28 protein-coding genes and 1 tRNA gene are annotated in these 26,274 nt (G+C 63.3%); 21 read left to right on the top strand and 8 right to left on the bottom strand.

Going from position 1 to position 26,274, the window contains the following annotated elements; all coding sequences use genetic code 11:
• Positions 1 to 56 precede the first annotated feature (56 nt).
• Both ABVK50_RS13715 and ABVK50_RS13710 read left to right on the top strand, forming a co-directional pair.
• Positions 57 to 680: a glutathione S-transferase gene (locus ABVK50_RS13715; protein ID WP_353641040.1), complete on the top strand. Its 624-nt coding sequence runs from the start codon at positions 57 to 59 to the stop codon at positions 678 to 680.
• A 7-nt stretch (positions 681 to 687) separates the two neighbouring features.
• Positions 688 to 1,611 carry a pyridoxamine 5'-phosphate oxidase family protein gene (locus ABVK50_RS13710; protein WP_353641041.1) on the top strand — a complete coding sequence of 308 codons (924 nt, stop codon included), beginning with the start codon at positions 688 to 690 and terminating at the stop codon, positions 1,609 to 1,611.
• 24 nt (positions 1,612 to 1,635) lie between these two features.
• Here the strand turns inward: ABVK50_RS13710 and ABVK50_RS13705 are convergent, their stop codons facing one another.
• Positions 1,636 to 2,385 (bottom strand): hypothetical protein, encoded by a 750-nt coding sequence (locus tag ABVK50_RS13705; protein ID WP_353641042.1) that lies wholly within the window; start codon positions 2,383 to 2,385, stop codon positions 1,636 to 1,638.
• A 103-nt stretch (positions 2,386 to 2,488) separates the two neighbouring features.
• Between ABVK50_RS13705 and ABVK50_RS13700 the strand changes: the two genes are divergently transcribed.
• The 3 genes from ABVK50_RS13700 (at position 2,489) to ABVK50_RS13690 (ending at position 3,952) form a co-directional block, all read left to right on the top strand.
• Positions 2,489 to 2,803: a helix-turn-helix domain-containing protein gene (locus ABVK50_RS13700; RefSeq protein ID WP_353641043.1), complete on the top strand. Its 315-nt coding sequence runs from the start codon at positions 2,489 to 2,491 to the stop codon at positions 2,801 to 2,803.
• A gap of 58 nt (positions 2,804 to 2,861) precedes the next feature.
• Positions 2,862 to 3,854, top strand: coding sequence for an alpha/beta hydrolase (locus ABVK50_RS13695; RefSeq protein WP_353641044.1), 993 nt, complete (start codon positions 2,862 to 2,864; stop codon positions 3,852 to 3,854).
• A gap of 13 nt (positions 3,855 to 3,867) precedes the next feature.
• Positions 3,868 to 3,952, top strand: a tRNA-Leu gene (locus ABVK50_RS13690).
• A gap of 434 nt (positions 3,953 to 4,386) precedes the next feature.
• On the opposite strand, the gene ABVK50_RS13685 is transcribed toward ABVK50_RS13690, so the two are convergent.
• Positions 4,387 to 5,205 carry an SDR family NAD(P)-dependent oxidoreductase gene (locus ABVK50_RS13685; RefSeq protein ID WP_353641045.1) on the bottom strand — a complete coding sequence of 273 codons (819 nt, stop codon included), beginning with the start codon at positions 5,203 to 5,205 and terminating at the stop codon, positions 4,387 to 4,389.
• Positions 5,206 to 5,499: 294 nt separating this feature from the next.
• On the opposite strand from ABVK50_RS13685, the gene ABVK50_RS13680 reads away from it, so the two are divergent.
• The 6 genes from ABVK50_RS13680 (at position 5,500) to ABVK50_RS13655 (ending at position 9,993) form a co-directional block, all read left to right on the top strand.
• Positions 5,500 to 6,534: a cysteine synthase A gene (locus tag ABVK50_RS13680; protein WP_353641046.1), complete on the top strand. Its 1,035-nt coding sequence runs from the start codon at positions 5,500 to 5,502 to the stop codon at positions 6,532 to 6,534.
• Positions 6,534 to 7,277: an alanyl-tRNA editing protein gene (locus tag ABVK50_RS13675; RefSeq protein WP_353641047.1), complete on the top strand. Its 744-nt coding sequence runs from the start codon at positions 6,534 to 6,536 to the stop codon at positions 7,275 to 7,277. Before ABVK50_RS13680 ends, ABVK50_RS13675 begins: the two co-directional genes overlap by 1 nt.
• Before the next feature lie 60 nt (positions 7,278 to 7,337).
• Positions 7,338 to 8,189: a 3-mercaptopyruvate sulfurtransferase gene (sseA, locus tag ABVK50_RS13670; protein ID WP_353641048.1), complete on the top strand. Its 852-nt coding sequence runs from the start codon at positions 7,338 to 7,340 to the stop codon at positions 8,187 to 8,189.
• A 4-nt stretch (positions 8,190 to 8,193) separates the two neighbouring features.
• On the top strand, positions 8,194 to 8,757 hold the full coding sequence (locus ABVK50_RS13665; protein ID WP_353641049.1) for a GNAT family N-acetyltransferase: 564 nt from the start codon (positions 8,194 to 8,196) through the stop codon (positions 8,755 to 8,757).
• Between the two features lie 105 nt (positions 8,758 to 8,862).
• Complete coding sequence (locus ABVK50_RS13660) at positions 8,863 to 9,420, top strand: OmpA family protein (protein ID WP_353641050.1); 558 nt, start codon at positions 8,863 to 8,865, stop codon at positions 9,418 to 9,420.
• Positions 9,421 to 9,522: 102 nt separating this feature from the next.
• The gene (locus ABVK50_RS13655; RefSeq protein ID WP_353641051.1) at positions 9,523 to 9,993 is read left to right on the top strand and encodes a DUF1203 domain-containing protein; all 471 of its coding nucleotides are present in this window, start codon (positions 9,523 to 9,525) and stop codon (positions 9,991 to 9,993) included.
• Between the two features lie 232 nt (positions 9,994 to 10,225).
• Here ABVK50_RS13655 and ald read toward each other — a convergent pair whose 3' ends face one another.
• Positions 10,226 to 11,341: an alanine dehydrogenase gene (ald, locus tag ABVK50_RS13650; protein ID WP_353641052.1), complete on the bottom strand. Its 1,116-nt coding sequence runs from the start codon at positions 11,339 to 11,341 to the stop codon at positions 10,226 to 10,228.
• Positions 11,342 to 11,487: 146 nt separating this feature from the next.
• On the opposite strand from ald, the gene ABVK50_RS13645 reads away from it, so the two are divergent.
• Positions 11,488 to 11,961, top strand: coding sequence for an Lrp/AsnC family transcriptional regulator (locus ABVK50_RS13645; protein WP_008836494.1), 474 nt, complete (start codon positions 11,488 to 11,490; stop codon positions 11,959 to 11,961).
• Between the two features lie 29 nt (positions 11,962 to 11,990).
• Here ABVK50_RS13645 and ABVK50_RS13640 read toward each other — a convergent pair whose 3' ends face one another.
• Positions 11,991 to 12,149 carry a type II toxin-antitoxin system prevent-host-death family antitoxin gene (locus ABVK50_RS13640; RefSeq protein ID WP_353641053.1) on the bottom strand — a complete coding sequence of 53 codons (159 nt, stop codon included), beginning with the start codon at positions 12,147 to 12,149 and terminating at the stop codon, positions 11,991 to 11,993.
• A 276-nt stretch (positions 12,150 to 12,425) separates the two neighbouring features.
• Here ABVK50_RS13640 and ABVK50_RS13635 point away from each other — a divergent pair, with 276 nt between their 5' ends.
• Entirely contained in the window at positions 12,426 to 12,998 is a 573-nt protein-coding gene (locus tag ABVK50_RS13635; RefSeq protein ID WP_353641054.1) for an HdeD family acid-resistance protein, read from the top strand.
• 3 nt (positions 12,999 to 13,001) lie between these two features.
• On the opposite strand, the gene ABVK50_RS13630 is transcribed toward ABVK50_RS13635, so the two are convergent.
• The gene (locus ABVK50_RS13630) at positions 13,002 to 13,664 is read right to left on the bottom strand and encodes a 5-formyltetrahydrofolate cyclo-ligase (RefSeq protein WP_353641055.1); all 663 of its coding nucleotides are present in this window, start codon (positions 13,662 to 13,664) and stop codon (positions 13,002 to 13,004) included.
• A 201-nt stretch (positions 13,665 to 13,865) separates the two neighbouring features.
• Between ABVK50_RS13630 and ABVK50_RS13625 the strand changes: the two genes are divergently transcribed.
• Both ABVK50_RS13625 and ABVK50_RS13620 read left to right on the top strand, forming a co-directional pair.
• Positions 13,866 to 15,173, top strand: a complete 1,308-nt coding sequence (locus tag ABVK50_RS13625; RefSeq protein ID WP_353641056.1) for an NAD(P)/FAD-dependent oxidoreductase — start codon at positions 13,866 to 13,868, stop codon at positions 15,171 to 15,173.
• Positions 15,174 to 15,279: 106 nt separating this feature from the next.
• Positions 15,280 to 17,256: a bifunctional 2',3'-cyclic-nucleotide 2'-phosphodiesterase/3'-nucleotidase gene (locus ABVK50_RS13620; RefSeq protein ID WP_353641057.1), complete on the top strand. Its 1,977-nt coding sequence runs from the start codon at positions 15,280 to 15,282 to the stop codon at positions 17,254 to 17,256.
• 61 nt (positions 17,257 to 17,317) lie between these two features.
• Here ABVK50_RS13620 and ABVK50_RS13615 read toward each other — a convergent pair whose 3' ends face one another.
• Complete coding sequence (locus ABVK50_RS13615) at positions 17,318 to 17,689, bottom strand: hypothetical protein (protein ID WP_353641058.1); 372 nt, start codon at positions 17,687 to 17,689, stop codon at positions 17,318 to 17,320.
• 168 nt (positions 17,690 to 17,857) lie between these two features.
• Between ABVK50_RS13615 and ABVK50_RS13610 the strand changes: the two genes are divergently transcribed.
• Positions 17,858 to 18,892, top strand: a complete 1,035-nt coding sequence (locus ABVK50_RS13610) for a sodium:calcium antiporter (RefSeq protein ID WP_353641059.1) — start codon at positions 17,858 to 17,860, stop codon at positions 18,890 to 18,892.
• Between the two features lie 73 nt (positions 18,893 to 18,965).
• On the opposite strand, the gene ABVK50_RS13605 is transcribed toward ABVK50_RS13610, so the two are convergent.
• Positions 18,966 to 19,988, bottom strand: coding sequence for a glycerophosphodiester phosphodiesterase family protein (locus ABVK50_RS13605; protein ID WP_353641060.1), 1,023 nt, complete (start codon positions 19,986 to 19,988; stop codon positions 18,966 to 18,968).
• Between the two features lie 73 nt (positions 19,989 to 20,061).
• Positions 20,062 to 21,318 (bottom strand): cyclopropane-fatty-acyl-phospholipid synthase family protein, encoded by a 1,257-nt coding sequence (locus ABVK50_RS13600; protein WP_353641061.1) that lies wholly within the window; start codon positions 21,316 to 21,318, stop codon positions 20,062 to 20,064.
• A gap of 351 nt (positions 21,319 to 21,669) precedes the next feature.
• On the opposite strand from ABVK50_RS13600, the gene ABVK50_RS13595 reads away from it, so the two are divergent.
• The 5 genes from ABVK50_RS13595 to ABVK50_RS13575 all read left to right on the top strand — a co-directional run bounded on the left by ABVK50_RS13595 (position 21,670) and on the right by ABVK50_RS13575 (position 26,274).
• The gene (locus ABVK50_RS13595) at positions 21,670 to 21,798 is read left to right on the top strand and encodes a hypothetical protein (RefSeq protein ID WP_353641062.1); all 129 of its coding nucleotides are present in this window, start codon (positions 21,670 to 21,672) and stop codon (positions 21,796 to 21,798) included.
• Between the two features lie 96 nt (positions 21,799 to 21,894).
• A complete protein-coding gene (locus ABVK50_RS13590; RefSeq protein ID WP_353641063.1) occupies positions 21,895 to 22,188 on the top strand; it encodes a Dabb family protein in 294 nt (97 codons plus the stop codon).
• Positions 22,189 to 22,267: 79 nt separating this feature from the next.
• The gene (locus tag ABVK50_RS13585) at positions 22,268 to 23,224 is read left to right on the top strand and encodes a sugar-binding transcriptional regulator (protein ID WP_353641064.1); all 957 of its coding nucleotides are present in this window, start codon (positions 22,268 to 22,270) and stop codon (positions 23,222 to 23,224) included.
• 82 nt (positions 23,225 to 23,306) lie between these two features.
• Positions 23,307 to 25,361: a bifunctional aldolase/short-chain dehydrogenase gene (locus ABVK50_RS13580; RefSeq protein ID WP_353641065.1), complete on the top strand. Its 2,055-nt coding sequence runs from the start codon at positions 23,307 to 23,309 to the stop codon at positions 25,359 to 25,361.
• A gap of 346 nt (positions 25,362 to 25,707) precedes the next feature.
• A complete protein-coding gene (locus ABVK50_RS13575; protein ID WP_353641066.1) occupies positions 25,708 to 26,274 on the top strand; it encodes a DUF3299 domain-containing protein in 567 nt (188 codons plus the stop codon).

The following is a 26,274-nucleotide window of genomic DNA, read 5'->3' as shown; positions in this document are numbered from 1 at the left end:
CAGATTGATGCCGGAAGCGGCAAGGGTAGAGTAGGCGCGAACGAAGGAGACCGCCCATGAGCCAACCTGCAATCACCCTCCACGGCATAGAATTGTCCGGCCATACGCACCGCGTCGAGCTGATGCTCCGGATGCTCGGCCTGCCTTTCCGCTTCACCCCGGCACCGGCCGATGTGCGCCGCACCGAAGCGTTCCTGAAGCTCAATCCGCTCGGCCAGATCCCTGTGCTTGAGGATGGCGATCTCGTGCTTTGCGACAGCAACGCCATCCTGGTCTACCTGGTCAGGCGCTACGCGCCGGAGAGCAACTGGCTGCCCGACGAGCCTGTAACCGCGGCACAGGTGCAGCGCTGGCTTTCGATAGCGGCCGGCGAATTGCGCTACGGCCCGGCTGCGGCGCGGGTGATGGCGCTGTTCGGCGCGCCGGGCGACCGAGAAGCCTGCCATGCGATCGGCGGGCGCGTGCTGACATTCATGGAGGGGCATCTCGCCGGCCGCGACTGGCTGGCGGCGGAGCACCCGACAATCGCCGATCTCGCCTGCTATTCCTATATTGCGCATGCGCCGGAAGGCGGCATCAAGCTGGAGCCCTATCCGGCGGTCCGCGAATGGCTGCGCGGCGTCGAAGCGCTGCCGAATTTCAAGCCGCTGCCGGCGTCGCCCATCCCGCAGGTCGCGTGAGGCCGGCATGGACTCATCACCCTTCCATCCGGACGAGCTCGCCGCCCAGGAACTGGCCGGCGTTGGCGCGGGCGGCGGCGGCATACGCGGCTTCATGCCCGATCAGCATCGCAGTTTTTTCGAGCTGCTGCCCTATCTCTTCGCCGGCGTGGCGGACGAGGAGGGATGGCCGCTGGCCACGATGCTGACCGGCGCGCCTGGCTTTGCCCATTCCCCGGACCCGCAGACGCTGCGGATCGATGCACTGCCGGACAGCCGCGACTCGGCGGCCGCCGGCTTCGTGGCAGGGCGCGACATCGCTATCCTTGGCATTGACCTTTCGACGCGGCGACGCAACCGCGCCAACGGCCAGATAGCCGCGATGGATGCCGGCGGCCTCACGGTCGCCGTCCGCCAGAGCTTCGGCAATTGCCCCCAATACATACAGGGCCGGGCGGTCGAGGCCGCCGAGCGCCGGCCGGCCGACGCGGAGCCGCTTTCCGCGCTCGACGGCGAGGCGCGGGCAATGATTTCCCGCGCCGACACATTCTTTGTCGCCTCAACCTCGCGGCCCGAGGCCGGTGCTGCCGGCGGTCCGGACATATCGCATCGCGGCGGCCGGCCGGGTTTCGTCGACGTTTCGGGCGATACGCTGTCTATCCCGGATTTCCGCGGCAACCGCTATTTCAACACGCTCGGCAATTTTTTGGGCGAGCCCCGCGCTGGGCTGCTGTTCATCGATTTCGAGCGCGGCGACCTTCTGCAATTGCAGGGGACCGCCGAGGTCGACTGGAGCGGCGAGGCCGGCCGGATGATCGAAGGGGCGGAGCGCATGTGGCGCTTCCATGTGGCGCGGGGTTGGCGCCGCCGGGCTGCCGCGCCGTTGAAATGGGCGTTCGTCGACTATTCGCCCTTCACCGAGCGGACCGGCGCCTGGCGCAAGGCGGGCTGAAGCCGGTCCGCACTGAAGGCGGCCTCAGCCACGGGCGTACGATGAGGCGCTGGGGGTTTCCTTCTCACGGGCGAGTTTTATCCAGACCGCGACGTGAAGCAGGACCGACAGCGGCACCAAAAATGTCGGAACCAGGATCAGCGGGAACTCGGAAATGATGATGTTCGGCCGGTCGAACGCGAAGAGCTGGAGCGGCGACGGGCTGGTCAGCAGGCCGAGCGTCACCGCGACAACCAGATCGAACAAGCCGAAGGCGTTCCACCACGCGACCGCGCGTCGGCCCTGGCCGGCATTGCGAGCGTAGCGCACCGCGACGAAGGGCGCCATTACTCCGACGGCGACGTCTCCTATGCCGGCCGGCAGCGCGAACAGGCCGGGGACCGAGCCCGCGAGCCAGAGAACCACGAATACGCCGCCGATGATGCGATAGAGCTGAATGCCGACCAGCCACTGCATCGGGACTGCGGCGAGAACGCGCGCCACCGTGCTGGAGCCGAAAAGCAGGGCCGCGCCCGCAATGATCGGAACGAGCAGCCCGAACTGGATGGTGGGAAGCCCGTCGGCTGCCGCCGAATATGCTCCGTTCTGCGCCAGGAGGATGGCGATCGCCAACCAGACCAGCAGGACGGATGAGACCGTCCACAGCACGTTCTTCCGCTCCGAGGGCGCCCAGCCGGCCGACGTAAGGGCGCGGCCAAGCCCGACAAGGACGGCAGCCACCATGACGAGCGAACCGGACAGGATGAAAAGGGTAAGCAGGGAAGGCGCTGGCATCGGAATTCCTCCGCTTGAATAGCGACCGGTCCATCATTATTCATAGTTACTATATGAGCAATAGTAACTTGCCGAAATGAGAGGTGGTGCGGTATGCCGGAGCATGGCTTCTCCCTATGACCTCGACTGTCCGGTCGCCCGAACGCTCGACATCGTCGGCGAAAAATGGACGATCCTGATCCTCCGCGACCTCTTGAGACTGGGGCCGCGGCGCTTTCAGGATCTAGCCGCAGCGTTTCCGGCGATCTCTCCCAACACGCTCTCGGCGCGGCTGAAGACGCTGGAAACGAGCGGCATTATCGCCGCCCGGGCTTATGCCAGTCACCCGCCGCGCAACGAATATGTGCTGACCGACAAAGGCAGGGAACTCGGACCGGTGCTTCTTGCGCTGAAGCGCTGGGGAGAGGAGCACACCTGACCGGATTGCCCCGCCCTCCGCGGACGGCTAGAAGCGCAGCCACCGGTGCGAGGGCGTGATGTCGGTTCTTTGGTTTATCTTCTATCTGGCGCTGGCCTCCGTTGGGCTGGTTTTCGCATGGGCGCTCTACCTCATCCTCGCCACGCAGAGGATCGCGCGGCGCGCCGAGCGCACGGTTCCGCCCGCGGGAAAATTTGTCGAAATCGACGGCAATCGGCTGCATTATGTCGAGGCGGGCGAGGGGCGGCCGATCCTCTTTTTGCACGGTCTCGGCGCGCAGCTTCACCAGTTCCGTCAGCCGCTGTTTGCCGCACTCAGCCCCGGCTACCGGCTGATCGCGGTCGATCGGCCGGGTTCCGGCTATTCCACCCGTGCGCCGGGCGCAACGGGCGGTCTCAACGAACAGGCCGAGGTGATCGCCCGCCTCGTTCAGGCGCTGGGCCTGGAAAAGCCGCTGGTCGTCGGCCATTCGCTCGGCGGCGCGGTGGCGCTGGCGCTCGCGCTCAAGCATCCCGACCTGATTTCCGGTCTGGCGCTGCTTTCGCCGCTGACCCATGCGTACGAAACCGTTCCGCCGGCCTTCCAGCCGCTTTACATACGCTCGCCCCTGAAGCGGATGATCATTGCGCACACCATCGCCGTGCCGGCGGCCCAGAAATATGCGCCGCAGACGCTGGCCTTCATCTTCGGCCCGCAATCCGCGCCGGCCGACTACATGACCGAGGGCGGCGGCATGATCGGGCTGCGGCCCAGCCATTTTTATGCGACCTGCACCGACTTCGTCGCGATGGGGGAGGATCTACGCGAAATCCAGAAGCGCTACGGTGAAATCAAAATGCCGGCGGGGCTGATGTTCGGGACCGCCGACCAGGTGCTCGACCCAGAGACGCAGGGGCTTTCCATGCGCGGCAGGATCGACGGGCTGGAGATTGAAATCATCGAGGGCATGGGCCACATGCCGCAATATGCCGAGACCGAACGGGTGACAGCCTTCATCGGGCGGATGGCCGACCGCGCGTTTGCCCTTGCTCCCGGCAGGGCGCTCCTTTAGGGCACTGTATCAAGCGGACGTGGCGGAACTGGTAGACGCAAGGGACTTAAAATCCCTCGGGAACTCCCGTCCGGGTTCGATCCCCGGCGTCCGCACCAGTTGAAAAAGCCGGCTCATGCAGCATCGCTGACCGCTGGCGCCACTCAACGTTTCGATAGTCGCCCACAGCAAATCCGGCCGATGCATAAAATCCAGCGCAAGCCGTCAGCAATTCCTTAACGAACCGGGCCTTTTGCTCTGATGTGCGTGGGGGCGCCTCACAGGAGGAAATCGTGCGATCGGATTTTGCTGGCGCGCGCCAAGATCTTGAGCGCGCATTCGACCGACTTCAAGGCAGTGATCGGCTAAGCGTACAGACGCGAGAAGCGCTGGGCCTCTTGATAGAGGTGATGGTGGCGGAGGAATATTCGCGCGGGAAGGCAGCGAATATCCTGCCTTTTCCCCAACAGCGCATAGTTTCCGGCGATCGATTATAGTCCCCTCGCATCAGCACTTGAGCCGTGATCAGCCACGGCTGGGCTCGACTGCGAAACTACGCTTTGCGCCGCCGGGCAGGGGCCAAGGGGCGCTTCTCCCAGCGCGCTATCCAATGCACCAGCCTATAGCGCATCCCAAACGGCAGGATTCGCACGATTTTGAGCGCCCAGGTCAGCCGGCGCGGGAAATTCGGCTCGAAGCCGCCGGTCCTGATTGCCTGGGCCATGCGACTGGAGCAGTCCTCCACCTTCATGAGCGCCGGCATCTTGAACTGCGCCCGTTCGGTCAGCGGCGTGGCGACGAAACCGAGATTCATGATCTGCAGGCGAATGTTGATCTTGTCGAAATCGTGCTTGATCGATTCGGCGAAATTGTTGAGCGCGGCTTTGGACGAGCCGTAGGACGCGGCGGACGGCCAGCCGAAATAGGATGAGGCCGAGCCGACCAGCACGACATGGCCGCGGCCGCGGCCGCGCATGCGGTCGACTACCGGCACCATGCCATAGATGACACCGAAGAAATTGATCTCGTAGGTCTTCAGTATGTTCAGAACGTCGAGGCGTTCGCCGCGTGTCGGGAAATAGCCGCCGGCGTTGAAGACGGCCAGCACGATCGGGCCGGCCTCCCGCTCGATCGCAGTGACGGTTTTGTCCATGGCGGCTTCGTCGGTCACGTCGCAAGGAAAAGGCACGATTCGACCGGGAAGGCCGGCGGTTTCCTGGACGAGGGTGGCGAGCCGCTCCTCGTCGCGCGCCGTCACCGCGACCGTGTAGCCTTCGGCGGCGAGGTCGCGCGCCAGCGAACGTCCGATACCCGTGCTGGCGCCAGTGATCCATGCCACGCCGTGTGCCGGGTCGGCCCTGTACAATGCCATGCTTTAAGAATCCGTCGACCGCATCGAGACGATACCTAACTGGCGCCGCCGTGAAAGAAAAGCGTGGAATCCGGACGCAGCATCGTGCTCTGCTTCGGGAAGATGCTCGCGATGCGGGTTACGGAGACAGGCAAAATCGCTGTGTGCTCGTGCCGCTGACAAACAATCGAACTACTTTTAAGCCCAGGCAAAGGACGCCAGGCCGAAAATGCGGGCGGTACAGGCAATTTCCTGCCTTGAAACGCCCGCGCCACATTTCTAGGGTTCGACGGCAATCGCACAAGGAAAATTCCCATGCATCGTTCGGTGATCGACGCCATCGGCAACACGCCGCTGATCCGTCTCAAGCGCGCCTCGGAAGAGACCGGATGCGAAATCCTCGGCAAGGCCGAGTTCATGAATCCGGGCCAGTCGGTCAAGGATCGCGCCGGCCTGTTCATCATCCGTGACGCCGAAGAAAAGGGGCTGCTGCGGCCCGGCGGCGTCATCGTCGAGGGCACGGCCGGCAATACCGGCATCGGTCTCACCGTGGTCGCCAAGGCGCTCGGCTATCGCACGGTGATCGTCATTCCGGACACGCAGAGCCAGGAAAAGAAGGACGCGCTGAGGGTGCTCGGGGCGGAACTGATCGAAGTGCCGGCGGTGCCCTACAAGAACCCGAACAACTACGTGAAAGTGTCGGGGCGGCTGGCCGAGCAGCTTGCCAGGACCGAGCCGAACGGGGCGATCTGGGCCAACCAGTTCGACAACATAGCCAACCGCGACGGCCATATCCGCACCACGGCGCGCGAAATCTGGGAGCAGACCGGCGGCAAGGTTGACGGCTTCGCTTCGGCCGTCGGCACCGGCGGCACGCTGGCCGGCGTCGCAATCGGCCTGAAGGATCGGAAGCGCGAAGTGAAGATCGCACTCGCCGATCCGCTGGGCGCCGCGCTCTACAGCTTTTATACCGAGGGCGTGCTGAAGGCCGAAGGAAGCTCGATCACCGAGGGCATCGGCCAGGGCCGCATCACGACCAATCTCGAAGGCTTTTCGCCCGATTTCTCCTTCCAGGTGCCGGATGAGGAGGCGTTGCCCATCGTATTCGATCTGGTGCAGGAGGAGGGGCTCTGCCTCGGCGGCTCGACGGGCATCAACATAGCCGGCGCGATAAGGCTGGCGCGGGAACTCGGGCCGGGCCACACGATCGTGACCATCCTCGCCGATTACGGCACTCGCTATCAGTCGAAGCTGTTCAATCCCGAATTCCTGCGCTCGAAAAACCTGCCGATCCCGGAGTGGATGGAGGCGACGCCGCAAATCCCGGTGCCGTTCGAGGCGGTGACGTGATGGCGCATGTGACGCAAGCCCTGTTCAGGGACGACGCCTATCTCGGCGAAGCCGCCGCAAAAGTCGTGGCGGTCAACGATCGTGGCGGCATCATTCTCGACCGCACGATCTTTTACGCCACATCGGGTGGACAACCGGGCGACACAGGCCGGCTGCGTCTGAACGGCGGCGGCGACATCGCGATCGCGGCGACGATTACCGGCGAGACCAAGGACGAGATCATTCATGTGCCGGCGCTTGGCCAGGCCGTCCCGCAGGCTGGCGATGAAGTCGGGCTCACCCTCGACTGGCCGCGCCGGCATCTTTTGATGCGCATGCACACGGCATGCCACCTCCTGACCGTCGTGTGCCCGTTCCCGATCACCGGGGCATCGGTCGGCGAGGACGACAGCCGCATCGATTTCGACATTCCCGATTCGAGCTTCACCAAGGAGGAGGTGACGCAGCGGCTGATGGAACTGGTCGCGGCCGACCATCCCGTGTTCACGCGGCTCATCACCGACGACGAACTGGCCGCGAATCCCGCCCTCGTCAAATCGAAGAATGTGCGCCCGCCGAACGGGACCGGAAAGATCCGCCTGGTCTGCATCGGCGACAACGCAGCCATAGACAGCCAGCCCTGCGGCGGTACGCATGTGCGCTCGACAGGCGAGGTCGGCGAAATCCATATCGGTAAAATCGAGAAGAAGGGCCGGGAAAACCGCCGCTTCCGCATCCGCTTCGGGCCTATGCCGGCCCAGTAAATCCCGATTTGAGTTTTGCGCGCGCGGCGATATTTAAGTGCGCGAACAGGAGCCGAACCAATGCCGGAGACCAGCCCTTTCATCGTCGACGCTGACTGGCTGGAGCAGCGGCTCGGCACGCCCGGCCTGTCGATCGTCGACGCCTCCTGGTACCTGCCGGCGCAGAAGCGCAACGCCAAGGCCGAGTATGACGCCGCGCACATTCCCGGTTCGATCTTCTTCGACCAGGATGTGGTGGTAGACCCGGATTCGCCGCTGCCCCACACACTGCCGCGGCCGGAGGTCTTTGCCCAGCATGTCGGCTCGATGGGCATCTCGGCCGACGACACCATCGTCGTCTATGACGGACCGGGCATGTTCGCCGCGCCGCGCGTCTGGTGGATGTTCCGGGTCATGGGCGTTTTCCAGGTCTATGTGCTGGATGGCGGTTTCGACCGCTGGAAGACGGAAGGCAGGCCTGTCACAGCGGAGCGGACCAAGATCGCGCCCTGCGTGTTCTTTGCGAATTTCGACAAGGAGCGTGTCGCCGACCTCGCCGATATGCGCCGCATCGTCAAGACCGGCGAGAGCCAGATCGCCGACGCGCGGCCGCCCGGCCGCTTTCAGGGTGTCGAGCCGGAACCGCGCGCCGGGGTGCGGTCCGGCCACATGCCGGGGGCTAAAAGCGTTCCGGCGCTCGCCCTTTCCGAGAACGGAAAGCTGTTGCCGGTCAATCGCTTGAAGGAAGCTCTTCAGGATGCCGGCATCGATCTGTCGAAGCCGGTGGTAACCACCTGCGGTTCAGGCATCACCGCGGCGGCGATCACGCTGGCGCTGGAATCGGTCGGGCATACCGACAACAAGCTCTATGACGGGTCGTGGACCGAATGGGGCGGGCGGAATGACACGCCGGTCGAAACCGGCAAGGATTGAGCTTATGGACAGCGAGGCTGCGGAGACCATTCCGGTGACGGTGACCTTCCTCGAAATGGGCCGGCCGCCGGCCTTCAGCCCGCCGCTGCCGGCAAACCGGCAGATCGCGCTTCTCAGGGCCCGCAACATCCCGCTGCATTTCTACCGCTACCTGATGGACCGGGTCGGGCGGAAATGGCACTGGGTCAACGTTCTCAGGCTCGACGACGAGGAACTCGCGGCCGGCCTGCACCGCGAGGACCGCGACATCAGGGTGCTCTATCTCGACGGCTCCCCGGCCGGCTTCTTCGACCTGAAGCCGCATCTGCCGCAGGAAGTGGAACTCGCCTATTTCGGCATGATGGAGCACGCGATGGGGCAGGGCCTCGGCCGCTGGTTCCTGGGGGCCGCCATCGACACTGCCTGGTCGTACAAGCCCCAAAGGGTGACGGTGCAGACCTGCACGCTCGACCATCCGGCGGCGCTTCCGCTCTACCAGAAGCTCGGCTTCTCGCCGGTCGGGCAGAAGAAGGAGAATGTGCGGCCTATGTCGTTCGAGGAGCGCGCGCAGAGCGTGATGCGGGAGTAGAGAAATCCGGCAACGGCCCGTGAACCGCGCGTTCACCGCCCCTTCAGCTTGCTTGCGCCATTTTCGGAGCCGTGATCGGCCACAATGGCCTTGAAGGAGACGATAATGCTGAACCGCCGCCGTTTCGCCGCCGCCGCTCTGGCTTTGCTGGCGTTGCCCACCGTTGCCTCTGCGCAGGATGCGATGCCGTCGGCATCGCAGATCGAGCGCAAGCTGGAGGCCGCGCCGCGGGTCAAGATCGCGCCCAACAAGCGCGTCACGGTGCGCGAGTTCAAGCAGCGGCCCGAACTGCGCCGCATGGCCCCCTCAATCGACATACAGTCGATCAACTTCGCCTTCGGCTCGGCCGAGATACCCTATTCGCAATATGGCAAGGTCGAGAACATTGCGACCGCGGTCGAGCGCCTGCTGCGCCGCCGGCCGGACACACGCATCCTGATCGAAGGCCATACCGACGCAGTCGGCTCCGACTACTCGAATCTCGTCCTGTCGGAGCGCCGCGCCGCGTCCCTGAAGCAGACGCTGGTGCGCGAGTTCGGGGTGCCGCGCTATGCGCTGGAGACGGTCGGCTATGGCGAGGACTTCCTGCTGGTGCCGACGCAGAACGAGAACTGGCGCAACCGCCGCGTTACCCTGCGCCGCGTCGACGATTTTCTCAGGTAATATCCGCGCGCTGCCCGCCGCCGGCATGAATCGGGTGGCTGGTTAAGCACCAAAAACCGTAGTTTCCATAGCGAGGTTTCGTCCCGCGATGGAGATGATGTCATGTTGTTGCGCTATGTCGCTTTGCCCACCGAAAAAGTCCGCGCGCTGCAGAGAGGCGGACCCGACGCCTACGGCATGGTTCCGGAAAGACGCGTCTCCGATGGCGTCGGCGTGCCTTGCCGACATTGCCTGAAGAACGTAGCGGCCGGCAAGGAGTATCTGATCCTCGCGTACCGCCCGTTCCCGGAACTGCAGCCCTATGCCGAGACCGGGCCGATCTTTCTCTGCGCCGAGGAATGCGAGCGAGCGCCGGAAACCGATGTCATCCCATCGATGTTCCGGGCGACACCGGATTACATTTTGCGCGGTTACGGCAGCGACGACCGCATCGTTTACGGCAGCGGCGGGGTGGTGCCGACACACATGATCTGCGGCCGGTCGCACGAATTGCTGCAGCGGCCCGATATCGCCTACGTCCATATGCGCTCGGCCCGCAACAATTGTTACCAGTGCCGGATCGAGCGGGCTTGATTGAAACGGCGGCCTGCTCGACGCTTGTCGCATCACTGTCGTATTCGCTTGGTATAAGATGTCTGTCGATCGATTTTCCCGACCGCGGATGAACCGGCGGGAAATCTCGACAGTCGAGGAAGCGGGGTTTTTTGCCCCGCTTTTTTGTTGTCTGCGCATTTTGGGAAGAAAAAAAGCCCGCCGGCAACGAACCGGCGGGCGAGGCAGGAGGAAACTTTCTGGCCCGGAAATATCAGGCGGCGAGGACCGCCTTCGGCTCAACCATCTCGTAGCCGAGCGCTTCGGCGACGGCGCGGTTGGTGATCCTTCCCTTATGGACGTTGAGGCCGTTGCGCAGATGGTGATCGTCGAGGATCGCCTTGATGCCCTTGTTGGCGAGCTGCAGGCCGTAGTGGAGCGTCGCATTGTTCAGAGCTTGCGCCGAGGTGACCGGCACCGCGCCCGGCATGTTGGCAACGCAATAATGGATGATGCCGTCGACCTCGTAGGTCGGATCGGCGTGGGTGGTGGCGTGCGAGGTTTCGAAGCAGCCGCCCTGGTCGATAGCGACGTCGACCAGCACCGCGCCCTTCTGCATGCCCGACAGCATTTCGCGCGTCACCAGCTTCGGAGCGGCCGCCCCGGGGATCAGCACCGCGCCGACGATAATGTCGGCTGAGAAGCATTCGTCCTCGAGCGCTTCGACGGTTGAGTAGCGGGTGTGGACGCGGCCATTGAAGATGTCGTCGAGCTGGCGCAGGCGCGGGATCGAGCGATCGAGGATGGTCACGTCCGCGCCGAGGCCGACAGCCATCTTGGCCGCATGCAGGCCGACCACGCCGCCGCCGATGACCGCGACCTTTCCGGGGAGAACGCCGGGCACGCCGCCGAGCAGCACGCCACGGCCGCCATTGGCCTTCTGCAGCGCGGTCGCGCCGGCCTGGATCGACAGGCGGCCGGCGACTTCCGACATCGGGGCCAGAAGCGGCAGCCCGCCGCGGTCGTCGGTTACGGTCTCGTAGGCGATTGCCGTGACGCCGGAGGCGAGCAGGCCCTTGGTCTGCTCCGGATCCGGCGCGAGGTGGAGATAGGTGTAGAGGATCTGGCCTTCGCGAAGCTGCACCCATTCGCTGGGCTGCGGCTCCTTGACCTTGACGATCATGTCCGACTTGGCGAACACGTCGGCCGCGGACTTGGCAATTACAGCGCCCGCGGCGCGATAGGCATTGTCATCGGCGCCGATACCGGCCCCGGCGCCGGTCTCGACCAGAACTTCGTGGCCATGCGCGGAATATTCGCGCACCGCGCCCGGTGTCAGGCCGACGCGGTACTCGTGATTCTTGATTTCCTTGGGACAACCGACGCGCATCTGTTCCTCCTCGAATTTCTGATTTTGCGGGGTGGGTCATAAAACCATAAATAGCGCGGCAAGTGTTTGCGAATCCGGTTGTTGTCGAGAGCGACATTCGCTATTCCTTGCACAAAAATCCGTTCTATTCGAAGGAAGCACGAACAATGTCGCTCGACAGGATCGATATCGCCATTCTGGACTCGCTGCAGAAGGACGGCCGCATCCCCAATGCGGCGCTCGCCGAAAAAGTGGGACTGTCGCAATCCGCCTGCTCGCGCCGCCTCGACAATCTCGAAAAGAGCGGTGTCATCCGAGGCTATCACGCCCGCCTTTCAAATGCCGCGCTCGGGCATCAGCTGACGGCGATCGTGCACATTTCGCTATCGGGGCAGTTCGAGAAGACGCTTTCGGATTTCGAAGCCGCCATAAAGCGTTGCCCGAACATCCTGTCGTGCCACCTCATGTCCGGCGAATATGATTACATACTGCGTATCGCCGCCCGGGATCTTGCCGATTACGAGCGCATCCACAAGGAATGGCTCTCGGCCATGCCGCATGTGACCAAGATCAACTCATCCTTCGCGCTGCGCGAGATCATCGACCGGACGGCGATGGGCATGAAGCCGGAGATGGCGTGAATCCAATCGGGTTCAACGCCATCAGAAAGCTATTTCTTGGACGCCGACGGCGGCTCCGTCAATTTTGATGTGATTCGGTTCCACTCATCAGCTGCAACCAGGACAGCTACCTCTACGCCGTCGCGTGTGACAAGCTGAGGACCTTCGCGAAGAGGCTTCGAACATATCTTCGAAATTGTCACTGGCATTTTCTGAAGGCCATTTCTTCATCTACCCCACCCGAACATACTATCAAACCTACATTCCTCGCCTTCGCTCGTCACGATTTCTGTTCGTCGGAATGTCGTTGGTTGAAAAATAATGTAGCGATCGCCGCGTCTCTACGACTAGTGGCTTTTCGAGACGGCTTCTAACAACGCCGAGCAGGATTGGCCGCCACCGCCTTTCGTTGCGTGAACCTGCAACTGGGAGTACAAATTGCCCGGGTGAGGATTCTGCTGTTGGCGGCTACAGGAGACTTTCCAATGACACATACAATCGACCCTTCCGAAACCATGGGCTCGGGCGTTCCTGAATTGCGTTCGAAGTGGTGGCTTTTCATGCTTCTCGGCGTGGGGCTGCTTGTGCTGGGCTTTCTTGCGCTTTCGAACATACTGGTGGCGACGGTTGCTTCCGTTTTCTTTGTCGGCGTGATGATGATGACGGCCGGTATCGCCGAGATCATCCATGCCTTCAGCGTGCGAGGCTGGGGATCGTTCGCGTGGTGGCTCCTGAGCGGCATCGTCTATACGGTGGGCGGCTTCCTGGCGTTCTACAATCCGTTGCTTGCGGCCTCCGTGCTGACGCTGATTTTGGCTGCCACGCTCGTCGTGGCCGGGGTCCTCAGGCTGTGGATAGGCTTTCAGTCGCGTCCCGAACAGGGCTGGGGCTGGGTCGTGTTCTCCGGCCTGATCACGCTGCTTGCAGGTATCGTGCTGGCGCTGGGCTGGCCCTTCAACACGCTGTGGGTGCTTGGCCTCGTGCTGGCGATCGACCTGACGATACAGGGCGCTGCATTGGTGGCGTTCGGCTTCGGCCTGAAGCGTGGCGCGACCTGACGTTCAAACAGGCGCGGTGACGATCCGGTCCATTGGGATATCGTGCGGCTGCGGGTAGATTGTGGCTATGCGCTGCATGTCGTAACCCACCCCGATGACCAGCGGCTTTCGCGGCAGGGCGGCCAACGTCCGGTCGAAAAAGCCGCCGCCGTAGCCCAGGCGGTAATTGGCCGGATCGACGCCGACCAGCGGCGAAATCACCACGTCGGGGATGACGCTTTCGCCCTCGGCCGGGATCGGAATGTTCCAGACACCTTTTTCCAGCCGGTCGCCGGGCTTGTAGGCGCGGAATACCAGGGGATGCGCCTTCTCGACGACGACCGGCAGGGCGGCCCTGCCGCCGCGCTCGACGATGGAAGCCATCCACTGCCTTAGATCGGGCTCGCCGCGAAACGGCCAGTAGAGGCTGACGGTTTTTCCGCTGACGTTGCCGATCTCCGCGTCGAGCCCCTCAGCGATCGTGTTCGCCATGTCCGCCCGGATTTCGGCCGGGATCGCCAGCCGCGCTTCGATCAGGCGCGCCCGCTCTGCCTTGCGCCAGCGCGCAACATCCGCCCAGGCGACCGGATCGGCATGGCTTGCGCTGTGGCCGGGCTGCAGTTCGTGCAAGAAGCAAGGCGGGGAAGCGTATTGCGCCGGGCCGTCACCGTCGGGATCATGATCCATTGGTTACCTCAATCCTTTGCCCTCGAAGCTAGTCCCAGCGTCGGCAAGCGGCATGTGTATTCGCGACATGGGACGACCAAGCATTTATGACAAGGATGAGGCGATTGCCTCTCATTGTCGCGGTCGCGAGTGCGGGGTTGTGCCGGGCAGCGCTACGCCCCATCATCGAGTGGGCATCACTTCGGATTGCGGCAGTACAATATGGCAATTCATCATGTCGTCGTCGTGGGCGCCGGTTTCGGCGGCCTGGAGTTCACGCGTGCGCTCGGCGGCGCGCCGGTACGCGTCACGATCATAGACCGGCGCAATCACCATCTTTTCCAGCCGCTGCTCTACCAGGTCGCGACCACGTCGCTCGCGACGTCGGAAATTGCCTGGCCGGTGCGGTATCTCCTGCGCAGGCGCAAGGAAGTGACGACGCTTTTGGGCACGGTCGTCGGGGTCGATGCGACGTCAAAGCGCGTTCTGCTCGAAGGCGGGGATGCGGTCGCCTACGACACGCTGGTGCTGGCTACGGGCGCGCGGCACGCCTATTTCGGCCATGACGAGTGGGAACCATTCGCGCCCGGCTTGAAGACGCTGGAGGATGCGACCACGATCCGCCGGCGCATCCTGCTCGGTTTTGAACAGGCCGAGCGCGAGACCGACCCGGAGAAGCGCCGCGCACTGATGACGCTCGTGATCATCGGCGGAGGGCCGACCGGCGTGGAGTTGGCCGGCACGATCGCCGAACTGGCGCACGATACGCTGACGGGTGAATTTCGCAACATCGATACGCGCGACGCAAAAGTCGTGCTGGTCGAGGCCGGCGAGCGCTTGCTGCCGGGTTTCAAACCGGAACTCTCCGCCTACGCGAAGGATGCGCTGCAAAGGCTGGGCGTCACGGTCGAGCTTGGCCGGCCGGTTTCGGAATGCAATGCCGATGGCGTGGTGTTCGGCGGAGTGCACCTGCCGGCAAAGACGATCATCTGGGCGGCAGGCGTGGCTGCTTCGCCTGCGGCCGAATGGCTGGGCGTTGCCGCCGATCGCGTCGGCCGGATCATCGTCGAGCCGGATCTGACGGTGCCCGGACATCCCGAGATCTTCGCCGTCGGCGATACCGCCCATGTCGAATGGACCGACGGCAGGCTTGTGCCGGGCGTGGCGCCGGCCGCCAAGCAGCAGGGCAGGCATGTCGCGGAGACGGTCCGGAGACGCCTTGCGGGAGATGCCGCGCCGCGGCCATTCACCTACAAGCACGACGGCGATTTGGCGACGATCGGAAAGCGCGCCGCCGTTATCGACTTCGGCCGGATCAAGCTCACCGGCTGGATCGCCTGGTGGATCTGGGGCATCGCCCACATTTATTTCCTGATCGGACTCAGGAACCGGCTGACGGTTTCACTGAGCTGGTTATGGATCTATTCGACCGGGCAACGCAGCGCCCGCCTGATCACGCAGGGTGCGCAGAGCGGCGATGGCGAAGCCGAAACGCTTACGGATTCGCGTGACGCCAGATCCTTGCGATAGTCATGCGCCTGTCATCCGATCCTGCTGGACTTGCAAAAAATTCGGCGCGAAACTCACTGTTTCTGCGTCGATTTTTTCGAACTTCAGTTCCAGGAGGAAGAACACAATGTCCCACATGCTTCACCCGATTTCGCGTCGCTCCTTTCTGGCGGGCACGGCGGCGAGCGGCGCGCTGGTGATGCTGCATCCGTTTTTGGCGCGCGCCCAGGCCAACCAGGCGCATCTGCGGATCATGGAAACGACGGACCTGCACGTCCACGTCTTCCCCTACGACTACTATGCCGACAAGCCGAACGACACGATGGGCGTGGCGCGCACGGCTTCCATCATCGACGCCATCCGCGCTGAAGCGACCAATTCGATCCTCGTCGACAATGGCGACTTCCTGCAGGGCAACCCGATGGGCGACTACATCGCCTATGAGCGCGGCATGAAGGATGGCGACGTCCATCCGATCATCAAGGCGATGAACACGCTGGGCTACGACTGCTCGACCATGGGCAATCACGAGTTCAATTACGGGCTCGACTTCCTGTTCAAGGTGCTCGATGGCGCGAAGTTTCCGTTCGTCTGCGCCAACCTTACAAAAGGCCAACTCGCCGCCGACGCGACCAAGGACGAGCTTTTCCTGAAGCCGTACATAATCCTTGACAGGAAGATCAAGGATGGCGCCGGCGCTGAGCATCCTATCCGCATTGGCTTGATCGGTTTCGTGCCGCCGCAGATCATGACCTGGGACTCGCGCCATCTGCAGGGCAAAGCGATGACGCGCGACATCGTCAAGGCGGCGCAAGCCTGGGTACCGCGGATGAAGGAAGAGGGCGCCGAGATCATCATCGCGCTGTCGCACTCCGGAATCGGGCCGGCGCAATATGCCGAGAATCTCGAAAACGCCTCGCTGCTGCTTGCCGGCGTCGACGGCATCGACGCGATCGTGACGGGACACAGCCACCTTGATTTTCCCGGAACCAAATTCGACGGCGTTGAAGGTCTCGACAATGCCAAGGGCACGATCGGCGGCAAGCCGGGCGTGATGGGCGGCTTCTGGGGCTCGCATCTCGGCCTGATCGACCTGATGCTCGAGCGCGACGGCAATCAATGGAAGATCGCCGGCTCCACATCCGAGGCGCGGCCGATCTTCAAGCGGGTCGAGAAGAAGGTGGTGCCGGAGGTCGAAAGCAAGGCCGAGGTCGAAGCCGCGGCCAAGGACGATCACGAGGCGACGCTGAAATATGTCCGCACGCCTGTCGGCAAGACTTCCGCGCCGCTGCACTCCTATTTCGCGCTGGTGGCCGACGATCCGTCCGTGCAGATCGTCAGCCAGGCGCAGATCTGGTACATCAAGGACATGCTGAAGGACACCGAGCACAAGGACCTGCCGGTGCTTTCGGCGGCGGCTCCCTTCAAGTCCGGCGGCCGCGGCGGCGCGGACTATTATACCGACGTGCCCGCCGGCGACGTGGCGATCAAGAACGTCGCCGACCTCTATCTCTATCCCAATACGGTGCAGGCGGTGGCGATCACCGGCGCGCAGGTGAAGGAATGGCTGGAAATGTCGGCCGGCATCTTCAACGCCATCGAGCCGGGCAAGGCCGACCAGCCGCTGATCAATCCGGATTTCCCGTCCTATAATTTCGACGTGATCGACGGCGTGACCCACAAGATCGACCTCGGCCAGCCGCCGAAATACGATCCCAAGGGCGCAATGCTCAATGCGAGCTCGAACCGCATCGTCGACCTGATGTTCGACGGCAAGCCGGTCGATCCAGCGCAGAAATTCGTGGTCGCCTCCAACAATTACCGCGCCGGCGGCGGCGGCAATTTCCCGGAGATCAACGCCTCCAAGCTCATTTTCGAGGCGCCGGACACCAACCGCGACGTGATCGTGCGCTACATTGTCGAGCAGGGCACGATCAATCCGTCTGCCGACGCCAACTGGTCGTTCGCGCCGATGGAGGGAACGAGCGTGATCTTCGAAACCGGGCCCAAGGCGAAAGACTTCATCGCCGATTTGAAGAGCGTGAAGATCGAACCAGCCGGCGAGGGGGCGGAAGGGTTCTCGAAGTACCGCATCACACTGTAGGGCAGGTCTGAGCGATCTGGAAAGGCGGTCCGCCCATGGCGAGCCGCCTTATCGGCCGAAGCTAGTCCACTGACGGTGATTGTATCGCGCCCGATCGGCGGCCGGGCGACAGGTCGCCGGAAGACGACAAGCCGCCGGAGGCGTCGCGATTTCCTGTGCCCAGCGGATCGTTCGGAACAATCAAGGGCGGCATTCCCTCCGGCGCTCCGGGAAGGGTGGATGTCGTTCCGCCGATCGAGTTGCCTGGCTGAAGGCCGGGCGAACCTGCATCGGGAATGGTGGATGTCGTTAAACTGTCGACTCCATTGCAGGCTTCGTCGAGTTGCGGGGTGGGGGTGATGCCGATGTCGCCGCAGCCGGGCGCCGAAGTCTGAGCCGTTGCGGCCACGGTGCTTGCAAGCATCAGGCCGGCAGCCGTCAGGAACCGTTTCATCTTGGCCTCCTTTATCCTTTGAGGCGCTCGCACTGAACGCGTCCAAAGCAATCATGTGCGGGCGCTGGATGAAACCGAACGCATTTCCACGGCCATGGTTTCATCTTCCGGCTTGCGGCAGAGTTCGCAGGCATCGGGAACCATTCGGCCGGGCTTGGTTTGAGCGGAATGTCTCTCGACTTCGCATCCTTTCCCCTGTTGCTGAACCTGGCGATTTTTGGCGTCTGCGCCGCAGTCGTCTGGTGGGCCGGCGTAAAACTGGCGACTTACGCTGACGCCCTCGCCAATCTGACTGGGCTTGGATCGGCGCTGATCGGTATGATGATCCTGGGCGGCATCACCTCGCTGCCCGAAGTTGCTGTGACCGTCAGCGCCAGTCTGAGCGGCGCGGCGGCGCTGGCCACAAACAATCTGCTCGGCGGGGTCGCATTGCAGGTGGTCATCCTGGCCATTGGCGATTACGTGCTCGGAGCACGGGCGCTCTCATTCGTGATCGGACGCCCGACGGTGCTGCTTCAGGGCGTCTGCTGCTGCCTGCTGCTGGCGATTGTCGCCATCGCAATTGGCGTCGGCGACGTGGCCATCTTTGGGGTCGGCGCGTGGTCCACAGCGGTTCTTTTCGCGGCCGGCGGTCTGCTCTGGCTGATCGCGAGGCAGAAGGAGAATGCGAGCTGGCGTCCGATCAATCTTCCTGATCTCTGGGAGGGGAAGGATGAGGAAGAAAGGCCGTATGATCTGCGCAGCGCAATCCTGCTGACAGTGGGAGCGGGAGCCGTGATTTTCGTCGCCGGCTATGCTCTGGCCCGCACCAGCGAGGTGCTCGCTGAGCAGACGGGGCTCGGCGCAAATTTTTTCGGCGCAACGCTGGTCGGCGCCGCAACCTCGCTGCCCGAAATTTCGACAGTCCTGGCTGCCGTTCGACTCAAACGTTACTCGATGGCCTTTTCCGACATATTCGGGACAAACATCATCGATGTCTCGCTCGTCTTTCTGATCGACGCCGTCTATGCGGGAGGCCCGATCTTCAACGAGGTCGGCGTCTTCTCGCAGATGGCAGCGCTGCTCGGCATAATGCTCACGCTGTTGTACGTGTCCGGCCTTATCGAGCGGCGGGACCGGACGCTGGGGCGGTTGGGCATCGACAGCTGGGCAGTGCTGATCGTCTATGCCGGCGGCCTGGTGCTGCTCTTTGCCATCAGGTGAGACGAGGTATGGAGTTCGCGCGCTCAGTCCTTGTAGGCCACCTGCCTGACATCAATGTATTCGGCGCGTAGACCTACTTCGTGGCGACGGAGGCAGCGCGGCTATCGCTGCCCGTTGAAGCGGGGCGATGTGCGATTTCCGGCGCGATGAGGTCCAGCGCGTCGGTGGAGATGCCGCCGGAATAGCCGGCCGGAAGGTTTTTGATCAGCTCCGGGTCATCAAGACCTTCCGAGAAACCGCCGCCGGCATAGGGGCCGAGCAGGAATATTTGAGTTTCAGCCGCGTCCATGCGATCGAGAAAGCGGTCCGGCCAACCCCACAGCCACCCGGCCACATTGATCGGGATCAGCAGCGTCGTGCCGCGGCACCGTTCCGGTACATAGCCGCTCCAGCCCAAGGCGGCGTATTGCAGGATGCAGCGGGTCAGTGAATGGCGGGAAAGCGTGCGCATGTCCGGCAGAGCCTGCTTCACCGCCGCGACGGGCTCGTTGCCGCCATAGACGGTCAGCAGCGCGCGTCGAGGCGGCGGGAGATCCGCCAGATAGGCAGCAAGCTTCTCGCCCTCCGCGGCGTCGCTGCTTTTGACGTTGATGTGGAATCGGCGGTCGGGGAAACGGGCGAGCACCTCGTCGAGTGATGGCATAAGACCGGCGCCTTGCCCGCGAAACGGGAAGGTCTTGCCGCCGTCGGCTGTATAACCGTAGCCGACATCAAGCTTTTTCAATTCGGCCATGGAGTGGTCGCGCGTCCTGCCTGAGCCTTCGGTGCGGCAGTCGAGCGTCCAGTCGTGGAAGACAGCAAACTTGCCGTCGGTCGTTGGATGAACGTCGAGCTCCAGCACATCCGCGCCGAGCTCGAAAGCCGCTTCCATCGACCGTATGGTGTTTTCCAGATAGTCGTGGCGTGGCGGCAGCATCCTCTCGGCCGTGCAGGTTTCGCCGGTGAGACCGGTCCGGCCGTAGGACTGGGCAAGACCGCGATGGGCGAGGATCACCGGCTCGCCTGCCGCACGGCTCGAAAGAAGCGACGTGTTGTTGATGTAGATTGCCGCGCCGGCGGCAATCAGAGCAAGAAGGATGATTGTGCGTTTCTTCATGTGTTGCCAGACCGGACTCAGTGAATGAGCAACCTAGCCGGGCATAAGGCGCTTTCAGGGCGAAAGCCGACAATCAGGCCTTGTACACCACCTGCCTGACATCGATGTATTCGGCGCGAAAACCAGCCTCGCAGTAGTGGAGATAAAACTCCCACAGCTTCTTGAAGCGGTCGTCGAAGCCAAGCGGCACGATCTTTTCCCAGGATTCCCAGAAGCGCAGCCGCCATTCGGCCAGCGTGCGGGCGTAGTCCTGCGCGAAAACCCGCTCGCGCATGAAGGACAGGCCTTGTTCGGCGCCGAGCGACTTCAGGATCGCCGGCGTCGGCAGCATGCCGCCGGGGAAGACGTAGCGCTGGATGAAATCAGGCCGCTTGCGGTAGAGCCTGTAGGCCGCCTCGTTGATGGTGATGATCTGCATGCCGGCGGTGCCGCCGGCCCTGAGGCAATCTTTCACCTTGCCGAAGAATACGGGCCAGTATTTTTCGCCGACCGCCTCGAACATCTCTATCGAGGCGATGCGGTCGTATTTGCCTTTTTCGTCGCGATAATCCTGCAGCTTGATCTCGACCTTGTCGGAAAGCCCGGCTTTGGCGATGCGCTCGGCAGCGAAGTCATGCTGCTCGCGGCTGATCGTCAGGCCGGTGACGCGGCAGCCGATCTCGCGGGCGGCGAATTCGGCGAAGCCGCCCCAGCCGCAGCCGATTTCCAGCACATGGTCGCGCTCGCCGATGCCGACATCCCTGGCCAGCGCGCGGTATTTCGCCACCTGCGCGCTTTGGAGATCGTTGGCGCCGGCCGAAAACAGCGCGGACGAATAGGTCATGCTCGGGTCGAGCCACTGCCTGTAGAAGGCGTTGCCGAGATCGTAGTGGGCGGAGATGTTCTTCTTCGAGCCGGTGCGGGTGTTTTCGTTGAGCCAATGGCGCAGCCGCTGGACGGTGGTGAGCAGCCAACTCGCGCCGCCGGCGACCTTCTCGCCGGCTTCGGCGTTGACCACGAACAGTTCCAGAAAACTCGTCACGTCCGGGCTTTCCCAGTCGCCGTCCATGTATGATTCGGCCACGCCAATCGTGCCGCCGGTGAAGGCGCGGCTGGGCAGCCGCCAGTTCTTCAGGATGATCTGCGCGGAAGGGCCGGGCGATTTTCCGCCGACGACGACCGCGCGGCCATCGGGCATGGTGATCTTCAGCGTGCCGTGTGCGAGGTTCATCGCCGCCGAAAGCACCATTCGCGCTTTGGAGGGCAGCCCTCTTGCGACCTCGGCGAAATTTCCCGCGTGGAGGCGGATGGCCCCGTCCGCAGCGGTCTCCTCAATGCCGTCCCTTTTCATCGCACAGCTCTGATTAGATCATGTATTGCAATGCCTTGCCGGCGCACGCTGTTCCGCATCATGATACTGCCGGGCGAAATCCGCAACCTCCGGTTATTCGCCGGCTTGGCTCCTGGTGCAGGGTCACGACCTTCATTGCCGCCAAAGGGAAGTTCAAGAGACAGGAGGCTGGCGCCGCTGTGCCAGGCGAGCTCGTCCGCCGAACGTAGCTGGCGACGCCGCTTGGATGTGCACACGCGAAATCAAAAGATATCGCGCAACCGGTCGGGCCTTGCAGTTTCGACGGCAATCACCAAAGTGGGTGCACGGCAGGCATCGTGCGGCAAAAAAAGTCCGCCTCGGGGGTAGGGCATGCGCTATGTGATCGGAATTTGCCTCGTCACCGGCTTCCTGATCTGGGACGGCGGCTACAATGGTGGCCGTTACCTGGATGCGGGGGTCCGTGAACTCCGGCATATAATGAGTTTCATAACCGGCTGAGCGGCAGCGTCAGTTCAGCACATCCGGCCCGGATGCGGTTGACGCCGGAACCCCGCCGGCCGAAAACGCCTCGCATTTCTTCCGGCGGAGGCGATTTTGATCCGGCATATCGTGTTTTTCAGCGCAAAGCGGCGCGAGGATGTGGAAGCCGTTCGCACCGGCCTTTCCCGGCTCGCCGCCATCCCCCATTCCAGCCGTTTCGAGGTTTCTCTCAATACCAAAGTGGATCCGCTGTCCGACGAGGTGGATGTCGTCGTCTATGCCGAGTTCCCGGATGCCGAAGCGCTTGCCGCCTACAAGGCCGATCCGATCTACGCCGAGGCCACGCGCGAGGTGCGGCCGTTGCGCGAACTGCGCTATTCCGCGGATGTCGTAGCGCAATCTGCTTGATCAGGCAGACCGCCGAGCCGAGGTGTAAGCCAGTTTGACTTTTGTCAGCGGCCATGACTAATGTCGAGAGGGAGGCGCAATGGCAATCCGTCCGGCAGAACAGATCATCCACAAGGCCGCCTGGCTGTATTATGCGCATGGCCTGCGGCAGGACGAGGTGGCGAAGCAGCTCGATATTTCGCGGGCTTCCGTCGCCATGTACCTGCGCAAGGCGCGCGAGACAGGCATCGTCAACATCTCGACCTCTACCCAGCTTTTCGCCGAAGACGTGCTGGCGCGCCAGCTCGAGGATGCGCTGAAGCTCGATGCCGTCTGGATCGCGCCGCAGAATGACCAGGCCGCCGATCCCACGGCTGAGGTGCCTGTGCTGGCGGCGAGCGTGTTCCTCGAACTGGTCCGCAAGGGCGATCGCATCGGCGTCGCCTGGGGCAGGACGGTCTATGCGATCGCCGACATCATGTCCTACGCGGATCTGCAGGATGTGACGGTGGTGCAGCTCTGCGGCAATCTCGGCGCGCCATATTCCTACCGGCCCGACCAGTGCACGATGGAGATCGCGCGGCGGCTTAACGCCAAGGGCATCAATTTCTACGCGCCGCTGGTGCTGACGACCGAGGCGCTGGCGCGCGATCTGCGCGCCGAACCGGTGATCCGCGAGCAGCTTGCCAGTATTTCGGATTGCGACCTCGCGCTTTATTCGGTTGGCACGGTCGACGCCGACAGCCATGTCGTCAAATGCGGAGCGCTCAGCCCCGACGAGATGGACGCCTTGCGCCAGAGGGGCGCTGCCGGCGTTGTCGCCGGGCAGATCATCGACGCCAAGGGCGCGGCACTCGACTGCAGCTACAACCGCCGGGTCATATCGGCCGATCTGCGATCCTTGCGCGCCATACCGAAGCGATTGATGGTGGTGCAGGAAGACAAGAAATTCGAGCCGTTGATCGCTGCCATTGCCGGCGGCCTTTGCTCGCACCTGGTGGTTGGATCAGGCATGGCGCGACGGTTGCTGGATCAAGCGAAGGCCATGGCGGGATAATACGCAGACGCGTGCGGACCGTCATCGGCGCGTCACAGCATTCCTGTCTCAACAAACGAATGAAGAAACCGGATCTAGCATTATGAAAAACCTGTGGGATGACAGCGCAGCCGAACGCCTTGTTGCGGATTACGCGAAGAAAGGCGTCGCGCGCGACCTGGCGCTTCGCGTCTATACCACGAGGCTCCTCGGCGGCGAGCCGAGGCTGGTGCTGCATGGCGGCGGCAACACGTCGTGCAAGATCAGGGTCACCGACCTCATCGGCGACGAATGGGACGTGCTCTGCGTCAAGGGCAGCGGCTGGGACATGGGCGTGATTGAGCCCGCCGGCCTGCCGGCCGTGAAGCTCGCGCCGCTCCTCAAGGCGCGGTCGCTGGAGAAACTTTCCGACGAGGACATGGTGGCGCTGCAGCGTGCCAATCTCATTGACCCGTCATCGCCCAATCCTTCGGTCGAGACACTGCTGCATGCGTTCCTGCCGCACAAATTCGTCGACCACACGCATTCGACGGCCATTCTCGCTGTCGTCGATCAGGCCGACAGCGAGGCGCTTTGCAGGAAAGTGTTCGGCAGCAAGCTGGGCTTCGTTCCCTATATCAAGCCGGGCTTCGACCTCGCCAAGGCGGCGGCCGAAATCTACGACGCCGATCCGTCGGTCGAAGGGCTGATCCTGGACAAGCACGGCATCTTCACCTTCGGCGACGACGCCAGGCAGGCCTATGACCGCATGATCCACTACGTGACGGCGGCCGAAGATTATGTCGCCGCCAACGGCAAACCGCCGGCTGCCAAGGCGGCCCTGCCGCGGAAGCTCGCCAAGCCCGAGGACATCGCGCCGGCGCTGCGCGGCGCGGTGGCTGTGTCGCGCGGCGAAGGCCGCTTCGACCGCATGATCAGCGATTTCCGCACGTCCGACGCGATCCTCGATTTCATCGCTTCGGAAAAGATCGCCGACTATGCCGGACGTGGCGTCTCGACGCCGGATCTGTCGATCCGCATCAAGACCGGCCCGATGGCGCTGCCGGCTCCCGACGCGGAAAACGCCGGCGACTTCAAGGCGGTGATCCGGCAGCACGTGGAAAAGTACGCCGCCGACTACCGCGCCTATTTCGAGGAGAACGACGCGCTGGACGATGTGGCGCGCACCATGCTCGACCCGATGCCGCGGCTGACACTGGTTCCGGGTCTCGGCATGTTCGGGCACGGCCGCACGCTGAAGGACGCGAGAATCGCCTCCGATGTCGGCGAAATGTGGATCGAGGCGGTGCGCGGCGCCGAAGCGATCGGCGATTTCCGGCCGCTCGCCAAATCGGATCTGTTCCCGCTCGAGTACTGGTCGCTGGAACAAGCCAAGCTCGCTTCCAACAAGCCGAAGCCGCTGACCGGGCAGGTGATGCTGGTGACGGGCGGCGCTGGCGCTATCGGGGCGGCGACGGCAAAACTGTTCGCCGCCAATGGGGCGCATGTGGTCGTCGTCGATCTCGATGCGGAAAAGGCGGCCGAGGCGGCGAAAAAAGCCGGGAACAATTCGATCGGCGTAGGCGCGGATATCACCGATCCGGCGCAGGTGCGCGCCGCCTTCGACAGGGCCGTCGCGACCTATGGCGGCGTCGACATCGTCGTCTCCAATGCGGGTGCTGCATGGGAAGGCCGGATCGGCGACCTTGACGACGCGATCCTGCGCAAGAGCTTCGAACTCAACTTCTTCGCCCACCAGTCGGTGGCGCAGAACGCCGTGCGCATCATGCTGGAGCAGGGCACCGGCGGCGTGCTCCTGTTCAACGCCTCCAAGCAGGCGGTCAATCCCGGCGCGAAATTCGGCGCCTATGGCCTGCCCAAGGCAGCGACGCTGTTTCTGTCCCGGCAATACGCGCTGGAATACGGCGCGGAGGGCATCCGCTCGAACGCCGTCAATGCCGACCGTATCCGCTCCGGCCTGCTGACCGACGCTATGATCGCCAGCCGCTCGGGCGCGCGCGGAGTGTCTGAAAAAGAATACATGTCCGGCAATCTGCTGGGCCAGGAGGTCACCGCCGAGGACGTGGCGCAGGCCTTCCTGCATCAGGCGCTCGCCGAGCGGACGACGGCCGACGTGACCACCGTCGACGGCGGCAATATCGCGGCGGCGCTGAGATAGCATTGCCGGTTTCGGGAATCGCAGTTTTCGGGTAGATGGTGTGGTGCGGATCGACGGCGTGGCGATCCGGCGGAGAAGTGACGATGCGGCTATACCTAGTTCTCGCGATGCTGGCGGCGGCGCTTTCGACTTCCGGCTGCCTTGGGCCGGACTCCACCCAGACATACCGCTGGGCATGCACGGATCGGCCCTATGATGCCGGCTTTTGCGAACAGCCGACCAATTGGCGCCTGTTTGGGCCGCGTACAGGGCCATTCATCGGCCTTCAGTAGGCGCGTCCACACCCATCCAATTGACGCACGTCGCCTAACGGCCTTTACTTCGTTTGTGACGTGGAGAGCGGCCGGTGGACAACCGTTTCAAACTTGTGGGAGGCGCAGCGGTCGCCGCTTGCCTTTTGTTCTTCGGCGCGGCGAACGCCTCTGTCGATGCTCTGAAAATCCGCTGGAGCGAACTGCGGCCGGAGAGCCAGAATGGTGGATTTCCGGAAACCGCCGGTGCGGCCGCGTCAAATTCCAGCCAGGGCGAAATGCTTTCGTGGGATCTCCAGGGCAAGACGGTCGAACTGACCGGCTATCTGCTGCCCGTCGATCGCGAAGGCGATCTTGTCTATGAGTTCATGCTGCTGCCGTGGGGCGGCCTTTGCAGCCACGTTCCGCCGCCGCCGCCCAACCAGACTGTTCACGTCACTTCCGAGCGGCCCTTCAAACTGGGCGAAATCTATGAGCCAGTGTCGATATCGGGCGTGTTGAAGCCGGGTCTCGAAACGACGCAACTCTTCGTGCTCGACGGCGTGACGGTCATTCAGTCGGGCTATAGCGTCGGCCGCGCAAAGGTGGCCAGGGCCGAAAACGCCGACACCGCCGCAACTCCACCCAAAGCGACGACGCCCTGGGGATTCCTGAAGAAGTGA

The organism is Mesorhizobium sp. WSM2240 (assembly GCF_040438645.1).
Taxonomy (GTDB): domain Bacteria; phylum Pseudomonadota; class Alphaproteobacteria; order Rhizobiales; family Rhizobiaceae; genus Allomesorhizobium.
The sequence above is the reverse complement of the archived record's forward strand: the minus strand, read 5'-3'. Positions and strand labels throughout refer to the sequence as shown.